We start from the raw sequence: 21,245 nt of genomic DNA on the forward strand, positions 1-21,245 counted from the left end.
GTATCTAACGTGTCATCGGTTCGAGCGCGGCACGCACCGCGTCGATCGCATCGGTCCAGTTGCCGGGTGCCGGCTGGCGAAACAGCCGCGCGGACGGATACCACGGGCTGTCGCCACCCGTGCGCATCCAGCGCCACGCCGGCGGGTCGGGCAGCAGCACCCAGACGCGCGCGCCCAGCGCACCGGCCAGATGCGCGACCGCGGAATCGGTCGCGATCACGAGATCCAGCGCGCCGATCAATGCGGCCCGGTCCGCGAAATCGCCGAGTTCGTCGTCGACCCGACATACCGGCGCATCCGCAAGGCGCACGGCATCGCGTTCATCCAGCGGTTTCTGCAGGCTGATCCAGTCGACATCGAGATCGAACAGCGGCGCGAGTCGCGCGAAATCGATCGACCGGCCTGCGTCATGCCGGCGTGCCGAATCGCCCGCCCACGCGAGCCCGATGCGCAGCCTGCGACGTTCGCCGAGCAGCGTGTCCCACTGGCGCGTGCGCAGCGGGTCCGCATGCAGGTAGGCGGCGGTACGCGGAAGGGTGTCCGCGTCGGTGCGAAACGCATGCGGCAGGCTCGGCAGCGGCACGTGGCAGTCGAAGGCGGGAATCGGTTCGCCGCGCGCGATCACGCGGGCCGCGCCGGTGAGCGACGCCATCAGCGCGCGCAACGACGGCGGTACCTCGAGCACCACGCGTGCGCCGCGTGCGACGACGAGCGGGACATAGCGGCAGAACTGCAGCGCGTCGTCGATGCCCGCTTCCGCATGGATCAGGATCGTCTTGCCGTCGAGCGGTTCGTCGCCGTGCCACACCGGCTGCGTGAACGGCCGCGCATGCTGCGCGAGCTGCGTATCGCGCAGCCGCCATTCGTACCCGCGCCAGCCTTGCGTGAAATCGCCTTCCATCAGGTGCAGCGCGGCACGCGCGCAGTGTGCGGCGGCGAAGTCGGGTTGCAGCGCGAGCGCGCGATCGTAGGCGGCGAATGCTTCCTCCACCTTCCCTGTCTCGGCAAGCAGGTTGCCGCGGGCCAGCCAGTTCGTCGCAAGATCCGGATGCAGCGCGAGCGCACGATCGACCGACGCGATCGCTTCGTCATAGCGATGCAGGTCCCGCAGCACGGTGCCGCGGTTCGTCCACGCTTCGGCGAAACGCTCGTCGAGCGCCAGCGCGGCATCGTGGCTGGCGAGTGCCGCGTCGAAGCGCTGCAGGTCGCGCAGCACGATGCCGCGATTGCACAGCGTGTCGGCCGAACGCGGATCGATGGCAAGCGAGCGTTCGTAGCTGTCGAGTGCGGCGTCGTAGCGCTCGAGCTGCAGCAGCGCATTGCCGCGGCCCGCGAGCGCGCGGACCTGATCCGGATCGAGCGCCAGCACCCGTTCGCAACGCGTCAGCGCTTCGTCCGCGCGACCGAGCCGTTCGAGCACGGCCGCGCTGTCGCAGAGCGTATCGAGCCGGGCGGGATCGGCCGCGAGCGCGTCGTTGAAGGCGGCCAGCGCTTCGTTCAGGCGATCGAGCTCGGCGAGCGTACGGCCGCGCTCGGCCATGATCGCGGCGATGCCTGGCCGGATCGCGTTCGCGCGATCGAAGCAATGCAGCGCATCGGCCGCACGCCGCAACGCGCGCAGCACGAGGCCGCGGTTGAACCACGATTCGAACGATTGCGGATCGACCATCAGTGCGCGGTCGTAGGTGTCGAGTGCATCGTCGAGGCGGCCGAGCGCACGCAGCGCGCCGCCGCGATTGCAGAGCGCGTCGAGCACGAGCGGCGACACCGCGAGCGCACGATCGAACGACGCGAGCGCGTCGTCGTAGCGGCGCAGGCCGATCAACGCGTTGCCGTGGCGCACGAGCGTCTGCACGTCGTCGGGCGCCGCTTGCAGCGCGGTCGCGAAATGGCCGAGGGCTTCGTCGACGCGACCGCGTTCGCCGACGATCGCGCCGAGATCCGACAGCGCGCGCACGTCCGGCGCGATCGCAATTGATTGGCGCAGCAGTGCTTCGGCCTGATCGGCCGCACCGCACTGGAATTGCAGTACGCCGTACAGATGCAGCGCCCGCGGATGATCGGGTTCCTTCGCGAGCACCGCGAGATAGTCGCGCGCCGCGTCGCCAAACCGTCCGGCGCTGTGCCAGTTTTGTGCACGGCCCAGAATCGCCGCCGATTGCCATTGTCCACGCGCGTCGTGTCCCGACGCGCCCGCGTGTGCATCATGCCGGTGCTCGACCGTCACGTTCGCCCCCTTCCCGTTTGCCGATGCCGCCGCTGAGCCGGTCGATGGAACCGGTCGCGTCGGTCATGCTCGTGACGAGACTAACGGACGACCAATAACAGACGTATGACGAAAGTTACGGACCATTTTGTCCGGGGGACGGAACGGCTTTCGGGGCATGGCCGCGTGCGCAGGACGCCATCGCGCGCTCACTGGCCGATCGGGATCGTCCGCACGTATTCGACCGCCGGCGCGCCCATCGTGACCGAGAAGCGAACCCCGCGCGGCACCGGCGCGCCGATCGACGTCGAGTTGCTGATCCCGTGCTGCGCGAGAAACTGCGCATAGGACTGTTCGATGGCGGCCTGGCTCGTCGTCCATCCACTGGGTGGAATCCATACGGAAAGCTGCATCGAGCGCGCATCATTGCTGACCACCACGCGCGCGAACGCATCCATGTGATGCAGCGCGTCGTCGACTTCGGCGAGCGACGCAAGCGGCTGCGACGCGCTGCGCACGAGCTCGCGCCCCTTGAGCTGGTAGCGCACGACCTGCATCTGCGTCGGCCCGCCGCCGACCCCGAGATGGCGCACCATCACGAGTTCGCCCGGGTGGATGCGCAGCGGCGGCCCGAACACTTCGTCGGGCGTCACGAGGTTCGTCAGGTCGAACTGCAGTTGAGAGAAGTACCGGCCGAGCAGACGCGTTTGCGCCAGATTCGACGCGATATCGTCGCGGCCGCGGATCGTCGCATCGAGGCCGCGCCACGACAGCAGCGCGATCACGGCGAGCAGCGTGATCGCGACCAGCATCTCGATCAGCGTGAAGCCGCGGGCACGCGCCGCCGCGCGCGGGCTAGCGGCGCGCTTCATTCTGGATCACCGTGACGACTTCGGCGAGCACGTTGCGGCTCGACGCGGACGGATACACGCTCACCGTCACGCGACGCACGAGCGGGCTCGGCAACGCGGCCACCGACTGGCGGCACACGAACCGGTAGCGGCCCTGCGGGCACGCAAACGTGTTCGTGCCGACGGACGGCCAGGTCGATGCGATGCGGATCTCGCCGAGCGCGTTGTCGGCGCTCCATAGCGCGAGCAGGCGCATGCGCGCCATGTCGGTATCCGACGCGAGCGCGCCGATCGCGCGCATCACGGCGCCCAGCGCCACCGCGACGATCGCCAGCGCGATCAGCACCTCGATCAGCGTGAATCCCCGTTCCGGCGCCCGCGCCGTGCGCGATCCGCCGCGCGCATGGCGGTTGTAGTCGGTTCTGTCGTCGCACATGACCTGCATTCTTGTCGATGGGTCGTCGTCCGGCGTTCGGCGTGCACATCGCGGCGCGAAGCCGCATCGCCGGCGCAACGGACGCCGTGCAGGGACGTTAAGCGCGACGTATGGCACACACGTGTCGAATGGTACGGACCATTTGGCGCGGCGGGCTCAGGCGGACAGGCGTGCAACTGCGCCGCACGCACTGTCGCGCGAAGCGCGACAGGCGACGGGAAACTGAAAACGATCGGGAAAAACCACCCGGCGGCGGGCGGTGAAGGGTGAAGACGATCCTCGGGCGGGATCGACGCGACGGGTCAGGCCGTCACGGCGTCGTCATACTCGGCGCGGGCAAGCTGGCCGGCGGCGTAGGCCTCGGCTTCGCCGCGAAAGCCTTCCCGGCTGAACGCAACGACTTTCACGCCGACGCCGGTCGCCCGCCTCACCGTCAGCGCCCATTGCCATCCGCCGTCTTGTTCAAAGACGTGCAGCGAGGGTTCGAAGGAAGGGTCGAATACGGTCACGCGTTTTGCTCCTGCCCCCTTGCGCACCGCATCGGCGACGCGTGGGGCATGTCGAAAGGATCGCGTCGGGATGCGACGCGCTTTTGCCATTCGACAGTCTAGTCAATGATTGTTGCGACGCACCATCAGAGGTTTCACTCATCTATCGGTACCGGGCGGTCGATGAAATTTTCATGAAACCCTTATGGGACGCGGCTCAGCGCCGTTTCGGGGCGCACGGATCAGCGTTCGTGCGGCAACGTGCCGCACATTCGACCGCTTGCCTGCATCGATCGCCCATGAGTCGCAAAAACGGGGCGCGAATCGCCCGTCGCTCCGGGCACCTCGGCGACGACGGTTGTTACCGGCCCGTATCGACCGGCATCACGCGCCGGAACGTCAGGTTCACGCGCTCGCCCTGCACGCCCGGCGCCTTCGGCACGCGATGCTGCCATTCGGCCTGCGTGCGCCCGCGCATCACGAGCAGGCTGCCATGCCCGAGGCGATACGCATGCGTGACGCCGGTCTTGCGATGGCGCAGGTCGAACACGCGCATCGCGCCGAGGCTCACCGACGCGATCACCGGCGCGTCACCCAGCTCGGGCTCGTTGTCCGCGTGCCAGCCGAGGCTGTCCTGCCCGTTGCGGTAGCGATTGAGCAGCACGCTATTGAAACGCGCGCCGCACGTCGCCTCGACCGCGCGCTTCAGGTCGAGCACGGCCGGCGTCCACGGCGCCGGCACGTTGCGGATCCCCGAATACACGTAGACGGCATCCGGCTCGCCCTGCCATGCGGTGAGCCGCGGCAACGGAATGCGTCCGCGCGGCGTGCGGATCGTGTCCTGCTGCCACGCGACCTCGCCGATCAGCGCGGCCAGCGCGCGGTCGGCGTCGGGCGGCGCCAGCCAGTCCGGATACCAGTCCACGTCGGGGGCGGGCGTGTCAGCGAAGAAATCGGGCGTCGACATGTCGGAAGGAACGGAGCGAACAGTGCATGCCTGCATACTAGCCAACGGCGTCGCGCACCGCCATGCGCTGTCATTCGCGGATGGAAGGAAACCGCCGCGCCCGGCGCCCGGCGATGCGCGTTCGCGCATCACGCTATCATCGCGGCGTATCGCTGCCCGCCTTACCGACGGGTGCCGCGTTCCCTCCTCCGCCCTGCCGGCCGGCGCGATCCGGCCGCTTGCTTTCCGGATCCCATCATGACGACGCTGTCCGACGCCGCCCTCGATCAACTGTTTCTCACCGCGCGCACGCACAACGCGTGGCAGGACAAACCCGTCGACGACGCGCTGCTGCACCGGCTGATCGACCTGGCGAAATTCGGGCCGACGTCGGCGAACGCGAGCCCCGCGCGCTTCGTGTTCGTCAAGTCGCCCGAAGCGAAGGCACGCCTGAAGCCCGCGCTGTCCGCAGGCAATCTCGCGAAGACGATGGCCGCGCCCGTCACCGTGATCGTCGGCATGGACATGGCGTTCCACGAACACCTGCCGCGCCTGTTCCCGCACGCCGACGCACGCAGCTGGTTCGCCGGCAACGATGCGCTGATCGAGGCCACCGCGTTCCGCAATTCGTCGCTGCAAGGCGCCTACCTGATCCTGGCCGCGCGCGCACTCGGCCTCGACGCGGGCCCGATGTCCGGCTTCGACGGCGCGAAGGTCGATGCCGCGTTCTTCGCGGGCACCGCGATCAGGAGCAACTTCCTCGTGAATCTCGGCTACGGCGATCCGGCCGGCCTGTTCCCGCGCAGCCCGCGCTTCGACTTCGACGACATCGCCCGCATCGAGTGATGCCCCCCACTAGGGCCTGTTCACGCTAATAACGGGCTTGCGAACGTGCCTTTGCGCTCGCAGTGCAAGAAGTGAGGAGCGCCGTTTGGCCGTGCCAAACGCCCCGAAGGAAGTCCCCTTGGGGGACAAGCGACGAACGACGCCGCAATGCGGGCGGAAAGGCACGTTCCCCTGTTCGGAAAATTCATTCGTGGGGCTGGCCCCCAGAAGGGCCGATCGCCGCGTCATGCTCCTCGCGAATACGTCGCGTATTCGCTTCGTCGCAATCCTTGCGCTCGGCCCTTCTGGTGGCCAGCGCAAGTCCGTTATTAGCGTGAACAGGCCCTAGCCGCCGCGTGTCAGCCGGATCAGCGTGATCTCCGACGGCACGCCGAAGCGGTTCGGCGGGCCCCAGTATCCGGTGCCGCGGCTCGTATAGAGCCACAGATCGCCGAAGCGGCTCAGCCCGCCGATCACCGGCTGCTGCAACCGCACGAACGGCGGCCACGGCAGGAACTGGCCGCCGTGCGTGTGCCCCGACAACTGCACGGTAAAACCGGCGCGGTTCGCCGCATCCGCGCTACGCGGCTGGTGCGCGAGCAGGATCTTCGTGCCGACATCGTGCGGCGCGCCCGCCAGCGCCTGCGCGGGGTCGCTGCGATGGGCGGGATCGAACCCGCCCGCCGTGAAATCGGTTACACCCGCGAGCACCGCGCGCGCGCCGTCACGCTCGATCAACACGTGCTCGTTGAGCAGCACCGTCAGCCCGATGCGGCGGAATTCGTCGATCCACGCATGCGCGCCCGCGTAATACTCGTGGTTGCCCGTCACCAGGAAGCTGCCGTGCCGCGACTGCATGCGTCCGAGCGGCGCCGTGTGCTCGCGCAGGCGCTTGACCGAGCCGTCGACCACGTCGCCCGTCACGACGACGAGGTCGGCATCGAGCGCATTGACCGCGCGCACGATCCGTTCGACATAGGGCCGCTTGATCGTCGGCCCGACGTGGATGTCGGACAGCTGCACGATCGTCAGCCCGTCGAGCCCGGCCGGCAGCCCCGCGACCGGAATCGACACGCGCTTGACCGCCGCCGTGCGGCGCGCACCGACGAATCCGATCACGGTGACGAACACCGCACCGGCCAGCACGCCGAGCGCCGTGTCGGTCGCCACGCCGGGCCACGCGCCGTCGTGCCCGAAATGCCGCCATCCGAACACGCCGAGCAGCACGAGTTCGCGGAGGAACGTCAGCAGGAGCAGCGACGAGAAGAAGCCCATCACGAGCGAGCCGGCCCAGCCGGCCAGCGTCGCGGCCCAGCCTTCGTCGAAGCGGCGAGAGAACATGCCGACCGGGATCAGCACGACGAAGCTCGCCAGCACGAGCGCCGCGATCGTGCGCGCGACCGGCGACGCGAACGCATCGGGAATGATCCGCATCCCGACGTACAGATGGAACAGCACGCCGATTGCAATGAACCGGACAAAGAAACTTCGCATGGAACGTTCACCTTCGTTGCGATACCGCTTTACCGCGTCCGCGCCGCGTGTCGCACGAGACCGTGAGGGTTCGTGCCGCGCGTCGCGCCATCCGTACGATGGTACACAGATCGCGGCGGCGGCGACCGGTCGCCGGCCTGGCTTCGATCCCGTTCGCCGCGGCACTCGACCGCGACTGCATCAGGCGACCCGAAGCGAGCGCGATCGACGATTTCCTGAAGCACCCCGTTCGCGACATGAAGCATATGCTGCGTTTGCACATCCAGGTCGACCACGTCGGCACGGCCTGCAAGACGATCGACGCGAACGACCGCATCTTGCCCGATGGCGCTGCGGAGCGTCGCCCTCGCCAACGACCCGGGCCACACGCCCGCTGCTGGTCTGCATAGCTGATCACGCCGCGCTGCCGCGCTTCGCACGCGATCCCGTCGACCTGCGCGTCAACATCCCCCCCGGCCTGCCAACCCGACTGAATTCCCGTGCGCCCGTGCTGCAATCGCCCGTTTCCGCGCCGATTCCGCGCTGTCGACACGGCAAATTCAGCGACCCTTCGTTCGTCTGACGATTCTTTACAGTCCGTTAGCAACCCTATGCGAGCCGACACTGGCAGAATCGCGGCGATCCGGTCCCGGTTGCCGAAACGCGATACCGGACATGTGGACTCGCCTCCCCGATCGGCAACGCCCCCCCACGGTGTACAGGGTGGATGGCTGGCGATCCGCATCGCACTGATTTATTATCGGCTCCGTATCCCGGAATCGTCGTCGCGGCGACGATCCGCATTGCGCCGCGCCCGGCATCCACCCCCAACGTCGAGCTCGTCACACCATGAGAAAAACAACGCCGCGCGCGCCCTTGCGCGTCGCCGCCGTCCTCGCGCCCGCCCTGCCGCTCGCGGGCTGCGCATCGCGCGGCGCACCGTCGTACGTCCTGTTCGGCGCGTATTTCCCGCTTTGGCTCGTCAGTGCGATCGTCGGCGTCGTCGGCGCGATCGTCGCGCACCGCGTGTTCGTCGCGACCGGCTGGGCCGCCACGGTGCCCTACCAGCTTGCCGTCTGCACCGCGATCGGGCTCGTGGTCGCCGTGATCGTCTGGCTCACCGGTACGGGGCCGTTCGCATGAAAGCCGCCGGCACCGCCCGCCCCTCCATCAAAGGCCGCGTGATCGCATTCGCGATCATCGCGCTCGGCATCGCGGCGCTCGCGTATGCGTATCACCGCACGACGGCCTACCCGTCCACCGACGACGCGTCGATCGACGCGGACGTCGTGCATGTCGCGTCGCCGGTCGGCGGCCGCATCGTGCAGCTCGCGGTGCATGAAAACCAGCGCGTCGCGAAGGGCGACCTGCTGTATGTCATCGATCCCGTCCCGTACCGGCTGACGGTTGCGCAGGCGCAGGCCGACCTCGAGCTCGCGCGCGCATCGCTCGACACGCGCCGCCGCTCGCTGATCGGCGAGCGCTCGAACGCGGCCGTGGCCGCCGAGCAGGTCAAGCGCGCGACGCAGAACCACGACCTTGCGATGCGCGACGTGAACCGGCTCGCACCGCTCGCCGCGCAGGGCTACGTCAGCGCGCAGCAGTTCGACCAGGCGAAGGTCCGCCAGCGCGACGCGGCCGTGTCGCTCGCGCAGGCGCAGGAACAACAGCGATCGTCCGCGCAGACGATCGGCGACGAGGCCGACGCGATCGCGACGCTGCATGCGCGCGAGGCCGCGCTGGCGCGCGCGCAGCACGCGCTCGACGACACCGTCGTGCGCGCGCCGCACGACGGCCTCGTCACGGGCCTGACGGTACTCGCCGGCGAAACCCTTGCGCCGAGCCAGTCGATCTTCACGCTGATCGACGCGAGCGAATGGTTCGCCGTCGGCAACTTCCGCGAGACGTCGCTGAGCCGCATCGAGGTCGGCGACTGCGCGACCGTCTATTCGATGATCGACCGCAGCCGCCCGCTGACGGGCAAGGTCGTCGGCATCGGCGCGGGCATTGCGGACAGCGACCGCATCAACCTGCCGCGCACACTGCCGATCGTGCAGCGTTCAGTGAACTGGGTGCACGTCTCGCAGCGCTTCCCCGTGCGCGTGAAGCTCGACGAACCCGACGGCAAGCTCGTGCGCGTCGGCGCCAGCGCGATCGTCGAGGTCCGGCATGGCACTGCCTGCCGCTGAGGTTCGCTCGCCGGGCCCGCGCGAAGTCCTGCGACTGCTCGCGCCGTTTCCGGGACGCGCGTCGATTGCCGTACGGGTCGCGCTGATCTGCGCGCTGACCGCGCTCGTGACGGCCGCCTACGGCACGCCCGAAGCCGCGCTGTCCGCGTACGTCGTGTTCTTCATGATCCGTGCCGATCGCGTGACGAGCATCGTGCTCGCGGCCGCGCTGCTGCTGATCGTCACGATCGTGATCGGGCTCGTGCTCGGCGTCGCGATCTTCAGCATCGACTATTCGATCCTGCGGGTCGCGTGCATGGCCGTGCTGTCGGTCTGCCTCCTGTACCTGACGTCGGCCAGCAAGCTGCGCCCGGTCGGCGCGATCCTCGCGATGATCGTCGGCTTCGGGCTCGACCAGCTCGGCCTCGCACCGTTCGGCGAAGCCGCGACACGCGCGCTGCTGTACATCTGGCTGACGATCGCGATCCCGGTCGGCGTCGCGATCGTCGTCAACCTGCTGATCGCGCCGTCGCCACGCAAGCTCGCGCACGCGCAGCTCGCCAAGCGCCTGCGGCTCGCCGCGCAGCGCCTGCGCGGCGACGATACGGCGCGCGAGGCATTCGATGCCTGCCTGCACGAAGGCGACAAGCAGTTGCTCACGTGGCTCAAGCTGTCGAAACTCGAAGGCTCGTCGTCCGCCGCCGATTTCGTCGCATTGCGGCAGGCCGTGGCATCGAGCACCGCGCTGCTGGTCGGTGTCGCGCTGGCCGATCGCGAACCGGACGCGCGGCTGCCCGATACGGTCACCGCACCGATCGCCGCGACGCTCGACGAGATGGCCGACATCCTCGAACAAGGCGGCTACCCGGTCGACGTGACGCTCGCGCTGCCGCCGATCGACGCGCTGCCGCCGCTCGCACGCGTCGCCGCGACGGATCTCCATGCGGCAATCACGCACTTCGCGGAACCGGCCGCAACGGCCAATGTCGCTTCGGCAGCTCCGGCAGCTCCGGCAGCTCCGGCAGCTCCGGCAGCTCCGGCAGCTCCGGCAGCTCCGGCAGCTCCGGCAGCTCCGGCAGCTCCGGCAGCTCCGGCAGCTCCGGCAGCTCCGGCTGCTTCGGCTGCTTCGGCTGCTTCGGCTGCTTCGGCTGCTTCGGCTGCTTCGGCTGCTCAGGCAGCTCAGGCAGCTCAGGCAGCTCAGGCAGCTCAGGCAGCTCAGGCAGCTGGACACGATGTCCCCGAAGCCGCCCCCGAAGCCGCCCCGCCCCCCGCACCGCGCGGCAGCTTCTTCCTGCCCGACGCGCGCACCAATCCCGACCACATCCGCTACGCGCTGAAAACGACCGCCGCGGCGATCTTCTGCTACCTGCTGTATTCGCAGCTCGACTGGTCGGGCATCCATACGTGCGTGGTCACCTGCTACATCGTGTCGCTCGGCTCGACGGCCGAGACGGTCGAGAAGCTCACGCTGCGAATTCTCGGCTGCATGGTCGGCGCGCTGCTCGGCACCGCGGCACTCGTCTTCGTCGTGCCGTCGCTGTCGTCGGTCGGCCACCTGATGGCACTGGTGTTCGCCGGCGGGTGGCTCGCCGCGTGGGTCGCGTTCGGCTCGCCGCGCATCGCGTATGCCGGCTTCCAGATTGCGTTCGCGTTTTTCCTGTGTGTGATCCAGGGCGCCGGCCCCGGCTTCGACCTGACGATCGCGCGCGATCGCACGATCGGTATCCTGCTCGGCAACGTGGTCGTGTATCTCGTGTTCACGCGCATCTGGCCCGTCAGCATCGGCAAGCAGATCGACGCCGGGCTCGCGGCGCTGATCGACCAGTGGCGACGCCTCGTGCAGATCACGCAGCCGGCCGAGCGGCGCGCGCTCGCGGCCGAAGCGTTCGCCCGCCACGGCGCGATCGCGCAGGAGCTCGGGCTGATCCACTACGAACCGTCATGGGTGCGACCGGCCGCCACGTGGCTCGCCACGCGACGGCGCGCGCTCGCGGAACTCGGCGCGCTCGAAGGCCCGCTGTTCCTGCTTGCCGAACGCAAGCCCGGCGATGCGGCGATCGGCGAGCAGCTCGCCCGCGTGACCGAACCGCGCGACGACGAAGCCACGCGCCCGGCAGATTCGACCGCGCCGCCGGCCACCCCGCCGGGCACCGCCCCCATCGACCCCGCACGCGACGCGTTGCTGAACCTGATCGACACGCGGCTCGCGCACATCGCCGATGCCGCCCGTCAAGCCACACCGAAGGAGCCTGCCCCCCATGCGCCTACCTGAACCGCCGGCCGCCTCGATCGCCGCCGCCGCCCTCGCGACCGCCGTCGCGCTGGCCGGCTGCGCGACGTCGTCGATCGATCTGGCGCCGGAGGCGTCCGACCGCCCGTGGCAGCCGCAAACGTCGGCCGCAGGCGATATCGTGCCGGGCCCGCCGCGCGCGTCCGCGCAAAGTTCGCACGACTACACGCTGCCCGCGTCGCCGGCGCTCGCGTCAGTCCCGCCGCCGGCCGCGCTCGATGCCGCGCACGCGTACACGCTGCCCGAGCTGATCGATGTCGCCGAATCGGCGAACCCGCTGACCCGCATCGCGTGGAACGACGCGCGCAACGCCGCACTCGCGGTCGGCCTGGCCAAGACCGCCTACCTGCCGAAGCTGTCCGCGACGGCAATGGGCGGATACCAGGCCAACCACGGCTCGACGTCGTCGTTCCTCGGCGACTCGTCGAGCAACTCCACCGTGCACGGCACCATCTCGGCGCTGTCGCTGCAATGGCTGCTGTTCGATTTCGGCGGCCGCGCGGCGCGCGTCGAAGCGGCCGAGCAGGCGTCGATCGCGTCGAACGTCGCGTTCACGGCCGTGCACCAGCAGGTGATCCACGACGTGACCGTCGCGTACTACCGCTACGAAGCCGCGCGCTCGCGCGCCCTCAGTGCCCAGCAGGGCCTCGCGAACGCGGACGCGATCCTCGCAGCCTCCCGCGCGCGGCTCAAGCATGGCGTCGGCACGGTCGTCGAGCTTGCGCAGGCGACGCAGAACCGCGCGCAGGCGAACCTCGCGCTCGTGCAGGCGAACGGCGCGGAGAGCGACAGCTACCTCGCCCTCGTTTCCGCGCTCGGCATCTCGCCGCTGTCGAAGCCGACCATCGCCGCGCTGCCGAAGCGGCCGCTGCCGCCCACGCTCGGCTCGTCGGTCGACGCGATCGTGTCGGATGCGATCGCGCGCCGCCCCGACCTGCAAGGCGCGTTCGCGCTTGAAAAGGCCAATCGCGCGAAGATCAAGGCCGCGGAAGCCGCGTTCATGCCGAAGATCTTCCTGTCCGCGTCGACGTCGTACGCGAGCGGCGGCACGTCCCTCACCGCGCTGCCCGCAATCGGCGACCAGGCACCGACCGTCAACCTGAACGGCAGCCGCTACGGCGGCGGCGTGTTCCTCGGCGTGACGATCCCGCTGTACGACGGCGGCCTGCGCTCGGCTGTGCTGATGCAGGCGCGCAACGATGCGGAAAGCGCGTCCGCGCGCCTCACGCGAACCAAGGAGGAAGCCGTCCGCCAGGTCGTGGCCGCGCAGAACGCGGTGCAGACGAGCCTTGCGTCGCACGACGCCGCGACGGCGCTCGTCGATGCCGCGCAGACGAGCTACGACGCGGCGCTCACCGCGTACCGGAACGGCGTCGGTTCGGTCACCGACGCGACGATCGCGCAAAGCCAGTTGCTCGCGGCCCGCAACGCGGAGGTCGACAGCTATGCCGGTGCGCTCTCCGCCGCGGCCGCACTCGCGCTCGCGACGGGGACGATCGGCTCGGCGCAGTAGCGCAACCGCCGCGAGGCGGTTGACGCATGCGCTCGCCGCCCACTAGAATGCCGGCCAATCTTCCTTCAGGAACCATCGTGGACAGTTGCAGCACTCCGTTGCGTGCGCCGCTTGCCGCCTGAACGCCTGTCCGACGCAGTTCTCCTGCCCGGCTCGCGTTCCGCGAGCCGCACGCCTACCGTTTCACACTGAATGACGCATTCGCGCGGTACAGTACCGCGCGATGACGGCTATCTTCGCGTCGCTTTCGGCATTGCGCCGCAGCGACGCGAAACGGCACGCGCTCCTTGCACGGCAGGACAACCATGACTTTCGATTTCGCACTCCGTCTTTTCACCGCGTTCGCCTGCGGCGTCGCCATCGGCATCGAACGCCAGATGCGCCAGCGCACGGCCGGCCTGCGCACGATCACGCTCGTCGCGAGCGGCGCGTGCCTGTTCGTCACACTCGGCGTGCTGACCGGCAACGGCGTCGCGGGCGTCACGCAGATCGCCGCGTACGTCGTGTCGGGCGTCGGCTTCCTCGGCGGCGGCGTGATCATGCGCGACAAGGGCTCGATCCAGGGCATCAACACCGCTGCGACGCTGTGGTGCTCGGCCGCCGTCGGCGTGCTGTCCGGTTCCGGCCATTACGTGCCGGCGCTCGCCGGCACCGGTGTCGTGCTGCTGACCAATACGCTGTTGCGCAGCGTCAGCCAGGCGATCAACGCGACGCCTGTATCAAATGCCGATCTCGTGCGCGAATACCAGATCACCGTGATCTGCCTGGCCTCCGACGAAGTGCACATCCGCACGCTGCTGTCGAACTCGATGTACGCGAAGCCGCTGTCGTTCCAGAGCCTCACGAGCGAGGACGTGCCCGACCAGCCGGACCGGCTGAAGGTAACCGCGACCCTGAAGCTGCATCCGAAGGATCAGCAGAAGCTCGAGCAGATCGCGAGCCGGATGAGCATGGAGAAGAGCATTTCCAGCGTGAGCTGGACCGCGAAGGAAGCAGAGCCGATGATGGAGTGAGCGGCCTGGCGGCAGCCGCGTTTCGCGCCGCCGCCCGCCCTCGTGCCCTGTCAGGGGGTCTCGATCAGCCCGGCCGAGATTGCCTTGACGACCGCCTGGACCTTGTTCGTCGCACCCAGCTTCTCGAGGATGTTGTTGACGTGGAAGTTGACCGTCCGTTCCGAGATGCTGAGGATCTGGCCGATTTCGCACGCGGTCTTGCCCTCGGCCGTCCAGCACAGCACCTCGCGCTCGCGCGCGGTCAGCGTGACGCCCGCCGCTGGCGCCAGCTTCGGCACCATGAAGCGGCTCATCAGCGAATGCGAAAGGTTCGCGAGCCAGTTCGTCTGCAGCGTCAGCATGTTGATTTCCGCCGGCGTCAGCCGGTCGGCATGGCGGGCGATGCTCAGCAGGCCGAACGCGCCGCGGGCCGCCCAGCTCGACTGCGCGACCCCCACCGACAGCCCGAAATCGCGCGCGTCCTGCCACAGCGGGCACGGCTCGATCCGGTCGACGTCCGGCCAGACGATCATGTTGGTACTGAGCGCGCCGTCGCGCACCGTCGAATCGATCTCGATGTAGTTCTGCGCCTGGTAGTGCGCCATCCAGCCGTCAGGATAGGTATCGAAGATCGCGACCGACGGCTTCGATACGGGCAACGGCACGCGAATGCCGTAGCAGCAGTATTCGAATCCCAGCCGTTTGGAATAGGCGGCGATCCGCTGGAAGAGCTGCTGCTCGTCTTCCGCGGCGCTGAATTGTTGGTAGGCATCCTGCCAGCGCAGTTCCATTCATTCTCCGACAACGACACGCTGTCATACTTGTCAGGTTCCAGCACCCGTTCGAGGCTGATACATTCCGCGCATGACCTCACCTTTGCTGCACCCGGTCCCCGGCCCGTCCCCGGACGGCTACGTACGCCTGTCAGAAGGCGCACTGGCCGCGCTTGCGCTCGACCATGTCGCAAGCGGCCTCGACGCATCGCTGCTTGCGGAACTGCACGACAGCGCCATCGACGCACGCCTTGCCGGCTATACCGAATGGCATCGCCCGGCCCATACCGGCGTCGCTTACGTGACGGTCGGCTGGGACTGGTATCTCGACCGCGCGACGGGCACGTTCGTGATCGCGGGCAGCGACGTCCGCAGCAACGTGATGGTCGTAGACGCCACGGGCGCCGACATCGGCATGTTCCGCACGGCCGCCGCGCTCGCCGCGCGGCTTGCGTCCATCGACTGGCCCGCCGCCGTCGCGTCGGCCCTGCTCGGGCACAACGACGCCTATCATGCCGGGCCGACGCTCCAGTGACAACTGGCCGCACATTCCTCTGACGATTTCCGCGATGCTGGCGCTCTTTATAAGCAAAAGCGGCTCGGTTTTCAATCCCGTTGATCAAGAAACCGATACCACGCCCTGAACGGCGCCCTTTCGCCGTCACCCTGTAAGAGTTACCAGTTACAGCCCCCTCGTGCTGCGCGATGTAATGCACGGATACAAAAGCACAGATCCGAGGACACCATGCGTACCTTCGTTCACGAGGAAGGGCGGTTGCCACACGAACTTGCAGCGGATCTCGGGCGCTATCGGCGCCGTGTGTTCGTCGAGCAGCTCGGTTGGGCGCTCCCGTCGGCGAACGAATGTTTCGAGCGCGACCAATTCGATCGCGACGATACCGTCTACGTGTTCGCGCGAAACGCCGGCGGCGACATGTGCGGATGTGCGCGCCTGCTGCCGACGACGCGCCCGTATCTGCTGAAGTCGCTGTTCGCCGACCTGATCGCCGAAGACATGCCGCTGCCGCAATCGGCCGCCGTCTGGGAACTGTCCCGGTTCGCGGCAACCGACGACGAAGGCGGGTCGGGCAATGCCGAATGGGCCGTGCGCCCGATGCTCGCGGCCGTCGTCGAATGCGCGGCGAAGCTTGGCGCGCGGCAGTTGATCGGCGTGACGTTCGCAAGCGTGGAGCGGCTGTTCCGCCGGATCGGCATACACGCGCACCGCGCAGGCTCGCCGAAGCAGGTGGACGGACGTCTGGTGGTCGCGTGTTGGATCGACATCGATCCGCAAACGTTTGCTGCACTAGGAATCGAGCCGGGGCAGGCCGCCCGGCAAGCCATCGCCGCCTGAGCCGGAACGCGCGTTTCGGTCCGGGCGGTATCGTAACGAAGGAGAATCAACGTGGACCAGTCCCAGGTCTTTCGCGCGATGATGCCCGGGTTGACGAGCGTCAACGGCGCCCGCATCGCGGTCGCCTACCCGTCGTTTCCCCGGCCGCTGCCGCTCGTGCGGCTCGACCGCCGCGGCCTCGTGTTCCGTGCCGCCGGCGCCGCGCCGCTCGTGTGCGGGCTGCCACGTGCGGCGACGCTGCTGGTCGCGGACGAGCCACTGTGCTCGCTGCGCCTCGTGATCCGCGACATCGCGCCGGCCGGCGACGGCCGGCATGACCTGACGATGCAGCCATCCGGCGCCGCCGGCGACGAATTGCTGTGGCATGCGCTGCGCGATCGCGAGCCCTATCGCCGGATTCGGCACCCGCTCGCGCCCGTCGACACGTCCATCGCCACGGACAGCGAACCGCATGCATCGGCCGGCGAAGCCGGTTCGCGCCCGTCGCGCAGCGCGGCTTTCCGGCTGCCGTGCCACAGCGACGCGCTGTTCTTTGCCGACTGGCTCGAATATCACTTCGACGAACTGCGTGCGCTGTCGCAACAGCACGGGCCGCAACTGCAGCTCAACCAGCTCGAGCGGCAGGTCGCCGACGACGAGGTCGGTGTGCGCTTCCTCTACGACATCGACGGGCACGCGACACGGCACGCGCTGACCGACTGCGCGCGCGAGGCCTGCGCATGGATCGAGACGGAGATGCGCGACAAGTTCGCGTTGCCTGTCGCGCAGGAGCGGTTCAGCGCGTTCGCGGCGCACGCGCGGGCAGGCGCCATGTGAGTGCGGCGCAACAAAAAGTTGTATCGATACAACTAGGGCTTGCCATGGGTCGGGTTTTCCCTTAAATTTACGTCTGTCTCCTCCATGTCTCCAAACATGGATTCAGCCCGCTCAATGTAGCGGGCTTTTTCTTGTCTGCTCGAATTGCGGGGACACATCCCCTCCGCCCCGCCTAACCCGCCGGGTACACACCGATCGGTCGCAACCAGTAGTGGTGCACCGCAAATATCAGCCCGACTGCCCCGGCCACTGCCAGCAGCAGGTACAACCAGCCCTTTCTGGTTGTCGGCAGGTCAGCCAGCGCACTCACATCGCCCGTCAAGGCCGCCAGCGCAGCCAAGCCGAGTCCGAGCAGCACCATCGTCCCCTTCGCCACCCATCCAAAGGCAAGCTCCAGCACGCCCGCCCATCGCGACTGGCGATAAGGGCCGGCAACCGGTCGACGGAGATCGGGCTTACTCATTCACGACCTCTCGTCCGGGATGCGTGCATCCGTCCGTCGATCGACAGGCTGACGCCAAAGCGGAACTTCGAAGGTTGTCCGGACAAGCACTCGCCGCATCGGGGTGGGCGCAGTGGCATTGGATCGGAAGCGTCATGTTTTTTCTTTCGCGAGACGAGGTTCGACGGTTCGATTCGTTTGGCCGGAACGCGCTCATATCGTTCAATACGACGAGCATGCGCCGGGCGTGCTCCGTTCACCTCGCGCAATCCGGATCGGCCGGCTTATCATTGACCGGCCCGCCACTCACCTCCGAGGCCATCTTGCACGCCCATCTGCGCATTGCCCGCCCGGTCAGCAACCTCACCCGCACCGAGCGCATGTATCGCGACGCCCTCGATTTGTCCGTTCTTGCCCGCTTTGAAGATCACGACGGCTTTTCCGGCGTGATGCTCGGACGCGACGGCCTCGACTATCACTTCGAATTCACGCACTGCCCCGACCATCCGATCGCGCCGTCGCCGACGCCCGAAGACCTGATCGTGTTCTACCTGCCCGATCGGCCGGAATGGGAAGCCGCCTGCGCGCGCGCCACAGCGCACGGCTTCATGCCCGTCACGTCGTTCAATCCTTACTGGGAAATATCCGGCCAGACCTTCGAGGATGCCGACGGCTACCGGATCGTGCTGCAGAACGGCACGTGGCGCTGACACGCGAATACGCGTGAGCCGTTACGCGCCGGCCAGGCCGGCGGCGCGAGCGGCATACACGACGTGCCGACGCAGCGCGTGACCTTCCGGCAACGCAGGATGGTCGAAGTCGCGCGCGGGCTGGCGCTGCATGCCGAGCCGCTGCATCACGCGCTGCGATCGCAGGTTGGTGTCGGCCGTCCACGCGAAGATCTCGCCGAGCCCGATCCGGCCGAACCCGTCGACCAGTGCGGCGGCGGCCGCTTCGGCGACGTAGCCATGCCCCCATGCGTGGCGAGCCTGCCGCCACATGATCTCGACACACGGCGCCATCGGATGCGTTGCACGCACTTCGTGCGACAGACCGCACACACCGATCAACATCGCGTCGGCACGGCGCTCGACCGCCCACGGGCCGAAACCGTGTGCATCGAAATGCGCGTCGAAGCGCGCGATGACGTCGCTCGCCTCGTCAACGGACATCGGACCGCGCGCGAGCCACGCGGTCACGTCCGGATCCGCATTCATCGCCGACAGCGCGTCCGCATCCGCCGACTGCCAGCGACGCAGCGTCAGACGCGCGGTTTCGATCTTCGACGGTGTGGACACGGGAGATACGGATCGTTCAGGCGGCGTAATGGAAGCGCCGTCACAAACCCGAAAGCGGAAAGGACGAAGGGGAAATCGGGATCGTCGCTTCTGCCGGCGACGACCCAGGGAACCGGTGATGAGAAATGGGCGCCGGCGCGCCCGCGGGGATTACTCGTTTTCTTCGAAGTAATGCCCGAACTTCACCTGCTTCGTGCGGATATAACGCTCGTTTTCCTCGCGCACGGGCACCGCAAGCGCCACGCGCTCGCAGACGGGAATGCCGTGCTTCGCGAGCGTGTCGAACTTTGCCGGGTTGTTGCTCATCAGCCGCACCGACGTCACGCCGAGGATCCTGAGGATTGCAGCGGCCGAGTCGTATTCGCGAGCGTCGTCGGGCAGGCCGAGGTCGAGGTTCGCCTCGACGGTGTCCCGCCCCTGCTCCTGCAGCGCGTACGCGCGGATCTTGTTGCTCAGGCCGATCCCGCGCCCTTCATGACCGCGCAGATACAGCAGCACGCCGCGGTCTTCGGCAGCAATGTAGCGCAACGCGAGATCGAGCTGCTCGCCGCAGTCGCAGCGGTACGAGCCGAACACGTCGCCGGTCAGGCATTCGGAATGCAGCCGCGTCAACACGGACTGCTCGCCGGCAACGTCGCCCATCACAAGCGCGAGATGTTCGGCATCGCTGCCCGATACGCGAAACGCGTATGACTTGAACGTACCGTAGCGCGTGGGCAGCGACGCGGTGGCGACGAGTGTCACGCACTCGTCGGCTTGGCCGTTGCCCGGCGTGGGCGATTGGGGACGCGAAGACATCATGAATTCAATCGAAACGTTCAGGAATGTAGGAGTTGTGTGGATAGTGCGTGACGGGAGTTTACCGCTAATCTGGAATCGTCACGCGACTGCCGCCACCTGCGCGGCTATACTGGGCTCGTCGGGTGACACGCATCACGCCCTGCCAGCCCAGCATCGACCTGCACACGGAGAAAGCGAATGAGCACGACTGTCGCGCAGCTTCTCAAGGCCAAGCCGGATTCGGGCCGCACCATCTACACCGTCACAAAGACCGATCTCGTCTACGACGCCATCAAGCTGATGGCGGAAAAGGGCATCGGCGCGCTGCTGGTCGTGGACGGCGACGACATCGCGGGCATCGTCACCGAGCGCGACTACGCGCGCAAGGTCGTGCTGCAGGATCGCTCGTCGAAGGCCACTCGTGTCGAAGAAATCATGACGGCAAAGGTGCGCTACGTCGAACCCTCGCAATCCACCGACGAGTGCATGGCGCTGATGACCGAGCACCGGATGCGCCACCTGCCCGTCCTCGACGGCGGCAAGCTGGTCGGCCTCATCTCGATCGGTGACCTCGTCAAGAGCGTGATCGCCGATCAGCAGTTCACGATCAGCCAGCTCGAACACTATATCCACGGCACGCCTGCGGTCACGTCCGCCTGACCCGCTCCAGCAAAAAAGGCCCAAACGCGTGAGCGTCTGGGCGGAAAGCCGCCGGAATGCGGCGACGGAGGTTCTGCTCCTGCGGGCGGATGACGCGCGCAACTGGCGCGCGTCTCGTCGAATAAGCGGTGCGCTCGGGCAGACCCGGGGACGATCAGTTGCCGAAGTAGACCGAGTTCACGGGATTCGGTGCTTCACGCGTCATGCGACGGCCGGCTTGCGCGGCACCCGTCGCGACGGCACCGTAGCCACTCGTATCGGCGTGCGCGAGCATCGGCTGATTCGGTTGAATGCGTTGTTCGGCGGCCTGGATGTTGTCCGGATACTGCGAATCGCTCGCCAGCGGCTTGTAGCCATTCTGTTCGAGTTGCACGAGCTCGGCCTTGACCTGGTCGCGGGTCAGCCCCTGCTCGGACTGTGCAAACGATGCGATCGGGGCGGCAAGGACGGATGCGGCGATAGCTGCGTAGATGATCGACTTCATGATTTACCTCCGGAATATGTTCTCTTATGGCGTCGCCTCGGCGGGACCTGTCTGAAGCGATTGAATCCAGTGTAGTTCTCGCCACTTCAAGGGGAAACCCTTAGTTTGAACATACAGCGTTGCGATTTCGACAAAAATCACCCGCTTTTCCAGGCTGATATCGCCTCAACTTGCTTCACTCGCACAACAATCGCTGACGAATTGCCGACAGCCAAATCACATATCCCGAAGGTTGTGTTGTAGAATCGTAAGGTTTTATACGTCAATCGACCTTCCATTCACCATGTACGCGCTCACGCCCCTTTCGGTTTCGCCGTCCGGCCCGGCCGGCGTGCGCGCGCGCGCCGGTCATCCGGCGCATCCCCTCGCTCGACGCACGGCCCAGGCGCCGCTCGCCCCTGCCCGGCGCCTGATCTGACGGCTCGGTCTCCTCCCGGAGCCAGGTCAGAC

22 protein-coding genes are annotated in these 21,245 nt (G+C 67.6%); 11 read left to right on the top strand and 11 right to left on the bottom strand.

Annotated features, from left to right (window positions below; all coding sequences use genetic code 11):
• Positions 1-4: 4 nt before the first annotated feature.
• The 5 genes from QZM67_RS04460 to QZM67_RS04480 all read right to left on the bottom strand — a co-directional run bounded on the left by QZM67_RS04460 (position 5) and on the right by QZM67_RS04480 (position 4,948).
• Entirely contained in the window at positions 5-2,227 is a 2,223-nt protein-coding gene (locus QZM67_RS04460; RefSeq protein WP_301800946.1) for a tetratricopeptide repeat protein, read from the bottom strand.
• A gap of 188 nt (positions 2,228-2,415) precedes the next feature.
• Positions 2,416-3,078 (bottom strand): type II secretion system protein J, encoded by a 663-nt coding sequence (locus tag QZM67_RS04465; protein ID WP_301800947.1) that lies wholly within the window; start codon positions 3,076-3,078, stop codon positions 2,416-2,418.
• Positions 3,062-3,493 (bottom strand): type II secretion system minor pseudopilin GspI, encoded by a 432-nt coding sequence (gene gspI, locus QZM67_RS04470; protein ID WP_043179123.1) that lies wholly within the window; start codon positions 3,491-3,493, stop codon positions 3,062-3,064. Before gspI ends, QZM67_RS04465 begins: the two co-directional genes overlap by 17 nt.
• A 302-nt stretch (positions 3,494-3,795) precedes the next feature.
• Entirely contained in the window at positions 3,796-4,002 is a 207-nt protein-coding gene (locus tag QZM67_RS04475; protein ID WP_043177420.1) for a hypothetical protein, read from the bottom strand.
• A 340-nt stretch (positions 4,003-4,342) separates the two neighbouring features.
• Positions 4,343-4,948 (bottom strand): alpha-ketoglutarate-dependent dioxygenase AlkB, encoded by a 606-nt coding sequence (locus tag QZM67_RS04480; protein ID WP_301800948.1) that lies wholly within the window; start codon positions 4,946-4,948, stop codon positions 4,343-4,345.
• A gap of 237 nt (positions 4,949-5,185) precedes the next feature.
• Between QZM67_RS04480 and QZM67_RS04485 the strand changes: the two genes are divergently transcribed.
• A complete protein-coding gene (locus QZM67_RS04485) occupies positions 5,186-5,773 on the top strand; it encodes a malonic semialdehyde reductase (protein ID WP_043177424.1) in 588 nt (195 codons plus the stop codon).
• Positions 5,774-6,097: 324 nt separating this feature from the next.
• On the opposite strand, the gene QZM67_RS04490 is transcribed toward QZM67_RS04485, so the two are convergent.
• Positions 6,098-7,246: a metallophosphoesterase gene (locus tag QZM67_RS04490; RefSeq protein ID WP_301800949.1), complete on the bottom strand. Its 1,149-nt coding sequence runs from the start codon at positions 7,244-7,246 to the stop codon at positions 6,098-6,100.
• Positions 7,247-8,074: 828 nt separating this feature from the next.
• On the opposite strand from QZM67_RS04490, the gene QZM67_RS04495 reads away from it, so the two are divergent.
• From QZM67_RS04495 to QZM67_RS04515, 5 genes are all read left to right on the top strand, one after another.
• Complete coding sequence (locus QZM67_RS04495) at positions 8,075-8,368, top strand: hypothetical protein (protein WP_011547413.1); 294 nt, start codon at positions 8,075-8,077, stop codon at positions 8,366-8,368.
• Positions 8,365-9,414: a multidrug transporter subunit MdtN gene (mdtN, locus tag QZM67_RS04500; protein WP_301800950.1), complete on the top strand. Its 1,050-nt coding sequence runs from the start codon at positions 8,365-8,367 to the stop codon at positions 9,412-9,414. The genes QZM67_RS04495 and mdtN overlap by 4 nt, the downstream gene beginning before the upstream one ends.
• A complete protein-coding gene (locus tag QZM67_RS04505; protein ID WP_301800951.1) occupies positions 9,395-11,665 on the top strand; it encodes an FUSC family protein in 2,271 nt (756 codons plus the stop codon). The genes mdtN and QZM67_RS04505 overlap by 20 nt, the downstream gene beginning before the upstream one ends.
• Positions 11,652-13,196, top strand: a complete 1,545-nt coding sequence (locus tag QZM67_RS04510; RefSeq protein WP_301800952.1) for a TolC family protein — start codon at positions 11,652-11,654, stop codon at positions 13,194-13,196. The genes QZM67_RS04505 and QZM67_RS04510 overlap by 14 nt, the downstream gene beginning before the upstream one ends.
• 305 nt (positions 13,197-13,501) lie before the next feature.
• Positions 13,502-14,209, top strand: coding sequence for an MgtC/SapB family protein (locus QZM67_RS04515; protein WP_011354660.1), 708 nt, complete (start codon positions 13,502-13,504; stop codon positions 14,207-14,209).
• A gap of 50 nt (positions 14,210-14,259) precedes the next feature.
• Here QZM67_RS04515 and QZM67_RS04520 read toward each other — a convergent pair whose 3' ends face one another.
• Entirely contained in the window at positions 14,260-14,979 is a 720-nt protein-coding gene (locus tag QZM67_RS04520) for an autoinducer binding domain-containing protein (protein WP_089452485.1), read from the bottom strand.
• 73 nt (positions 14,980-15,052) lie between these two features.
• Between QZM67_RS04520 and QZM67_RS04525 the strand changes: the two genes are divergently transcribed.
• The 3 genes from QZM67_RS04525 (at position 15,053) to QZM67_RS04535 (ending at position 17,131) form a co-directional block, all read left to right on the top strand.
• Entirely contained in the window at positions 15,053-15,496 is a 444-nt protein-coding gene (locus QZM67_RS04525) for a DUF4902 domain-containing protein (RefSeq protein WP_301800953.1), read from the top strand.
• 210 nt (positions 15,497-15,706) lie between these two features.
• Positions 15,707-16,315: an acyl-homoserine-lactone synthase gene (locus tag QZM67_RS04530; protein ID WP_301800954.1), complete on the top strand. Its 609-nt coding sequence runs from the start codon at positions 15,707-15,709 to the stop codon at positions 16,313-16,315.
• Positions 16,316-16,366: 51 nt separating this feature from the next.
• Positions 16,367-17,131 (top strand): hypothetical protein, encoded by a 765-nt coding sequence (locus tag QZM67_RS04535; protein ID WP_301800955.1) that lies wholly within the window; start codon positions 16,367-16,369, stop codon positions 17,129-17,131.
• 172 nt (positions 17,132-17,303) lie between these two features.
• On the opposite strand, the gene QZM67_RS04540 is transcribed toward QZM67_RS04535, so the two are convergent.
• On the bottom strand, positions 17,304-17,594 hold the full coding sequence (locus QZM67_RS04540; RefSeq protein ID WP_301800956.1) for a hypothetical protein: 291 nt from the start codon (positions 17,592-17,594) through the stop codon (positions 17,304-17,306).
• Positions 17,595-17,896: 302 nt separating this feature from the next.
• Between QZM67_RS04540 and QZM67_RS39885 the strand changes: the two genes are divergently transcribed.
• On the top strand, positions 17,897-18,283 hold the full coding sequence (locus tag QZM67_RS39885; protein WP_175025298.1) for a VOC family protein: 387 nt from the start codon (positions 17,897-17,899) through the stop codon (positions 18,281-18,283).
• Between the two features lie 21 nt (positions 18,284-18,304).
• On the opposite strand, the gene QZM67_RS04550 is transcribed toward QZM67_RS39885, so the two are convergent.
• Entirely contained in the window at positions 18,305-18,871 is a 567-nt protein-coding gene (locus tag QZM67_RS04550) for a GNAT family N-acetyltransferase (protein WP_175025295.1), read from the bottom strand.
• Positions 18,872-19,021: 150 nt separating this feature from the next.
• Positions 19,022-19,672 carry a GTP cyclohydrolase II gene (gene ribA / locus QZM67_RS04555; RefSeq protein ID WP_122947508.1) on the bottom strand — a complete coding sequence of 217 codons (651 nt, stop codon included), beginning with the start codon at positions 19,670-19,672 and terminating at the stop codon, positions 19,022-19,024.
• A gap of 177 nt (positions 19,673-19,849) precedes the next feature.
• Here ribA and QZM67_RS04560 point away from each other — a divergent pair, with 177 nt between their 5' ends.
• Positions 19,850-20,311, top strand: a complete 462-nt coding sequence (locus QZM67_RS04560) for a CBS domain-containing protein (RefSeq protein WP_011354633.1) — start codon at positions 19,850-19,852, stop codon at positions 20,309-20,311.
• 154 nt (positions 20,312-20,465) lie between these two features.
• Here the strand turns inward: QZM67_RS04560 and QZM67_RS04565 are convergent, their stop codons facing one another.
• Positions 20,466-20,795, bottom strand: a complete 330-nt coding sequence (locus QZM67_RS04565; RefSeq protein ID WP_043179606.1) for a DUF4148 domain-containing protein — start codon at positions 20,793-20,795, stop codon at positions 20,466-20,468.
• Positions 20,796-21,245: the final 450 nt, after the last annotated feature.

The sequence above is a fragment of the Burkholderia sp. AU45251 genome, assembly GCF_030482905.1.
In the GTDB taxonomy this organism is placed as follows: domain Bacteria; phylum Pseudomonadota; class Gammaproteobacteria; order Burkholderiales; family Burkholderiaceae; genus Burkholderia; species Burkholderia aenigmatica.

Coding starts and splice junctions, on each gene's coding strand:
- QZM67_RS04465 (WP_301800947.1), bottom strand. CDS start 3,078: ATGAAGCGCGCCGCTAGCCCGCGCGCGGCGGCGCGTGCCCGCGGCTTC.
- gspI (WP_043179123.1), bottom strand. CDS start 3,493: ATGTGCGACGACAGAACCGACTACAACCGCCATGCGCGCGGCGGATCG.
- QZM67_RS04480 (WP_301800948.1), bottom strand. CDS start 4,948: ATGTCGACGCCCGATTTCTTCGCTGACACGCCCGCCCCCGACGTGGAC.
- QZM67_RS04485 (WP_043177424.1), top strand. CDS start 5,186: ATGACGACGCTGTCCGACGCCGCCCTCGATCAACTGTTTCTCACCGCG.
- QZM67_RS04490 (WP_301800949.1), bottom strand. CDS start 7,246: ATGCGAAGTTTCTTTGTCCGGTTCATTGCAATCGGCGTGCTGTTCCAT.
- QZM67_RS04495 (WP_011547413.1), top strand. CDS start 8,075: ATGAGAAAAACAACGCCGCGCGCGCCCTTGCGCGTCGCCGCCGTCCTC.
- mdtN (WP_301800950.1), top strand. CDS start 8,365: ATGAAAGCCGCCGGCACCGCCCGCCCCTCCATCAAAGGCCGCGTGATC.
- QZM67_RS04505 (WP_301800951.1), top strand. CDS start 9,395: ATGGCACTGCCTGCCGCTGAGGTTCGCTCGCCGGGCCCGCGCGAAGTC.
- QZM67_RS04510 (WP_301800952.1), top strand. CDS start 11,652: ATGCGCCTACCTGAACCGCCGGCCGCCTCGATCGCCGCCGCCGCCCTC.
- QZM67_RS04515 (WP_011354660.1), top strand. CDS start 13,502: ATGACTTTCGATTTCGCACTCCGTCTTTTCACCGCGTTCGCCTGCGGC.
- QZM67_RS04520 (WP_089452485.1), bottom strand. CDS start 14,979: ATGGAACTGCGCTGGCAGGATGCCTACCAACAATTCAGCGCCGCGGAA.
- QZM67_RS04525 (WP_301800953.1), top strand. CDS start 15,053: ATGACCTCACCTTTGCTGCACCCGGTCCCCGGCCCGTCCCCGGACGGC.
- QZM67_RS04530 (WP_301800954.1), top strand. CDS start 15,707: ATGCGTACCTTCGTTCACGAGGAAGGGCGGTTGCCACACGAACTTGCA.
- QZM67_RS04540 (WP_301800956.1), bottom strand. CDS start 17,594: ATGAGTAAGCCCGATCTCCGTCGACCGGTTGCCGGCCCTTATCGCCAG.
- ribA (WP_122947508.1), bottom strand. CDS start 19,672: ATGATGTCTTCGCGTCCCCAATCGCCCACGCCGGGCAACGGCCAAGCC.
- QZM67_RS04560 (WP_011354633.1), top strand. CDS start 19,850: ATGAGCACGACTGTCGCGCAGCTTCTCAAGGCCAAGCCGGATTCGGGC.
- QZM67_RS04565 (WP_043179606.1), bottom strand. CDS start 20,795: ATGAAGTCGATCATCTACGCAGCTATCGCCGCATCCGTCCTTGCCGCC.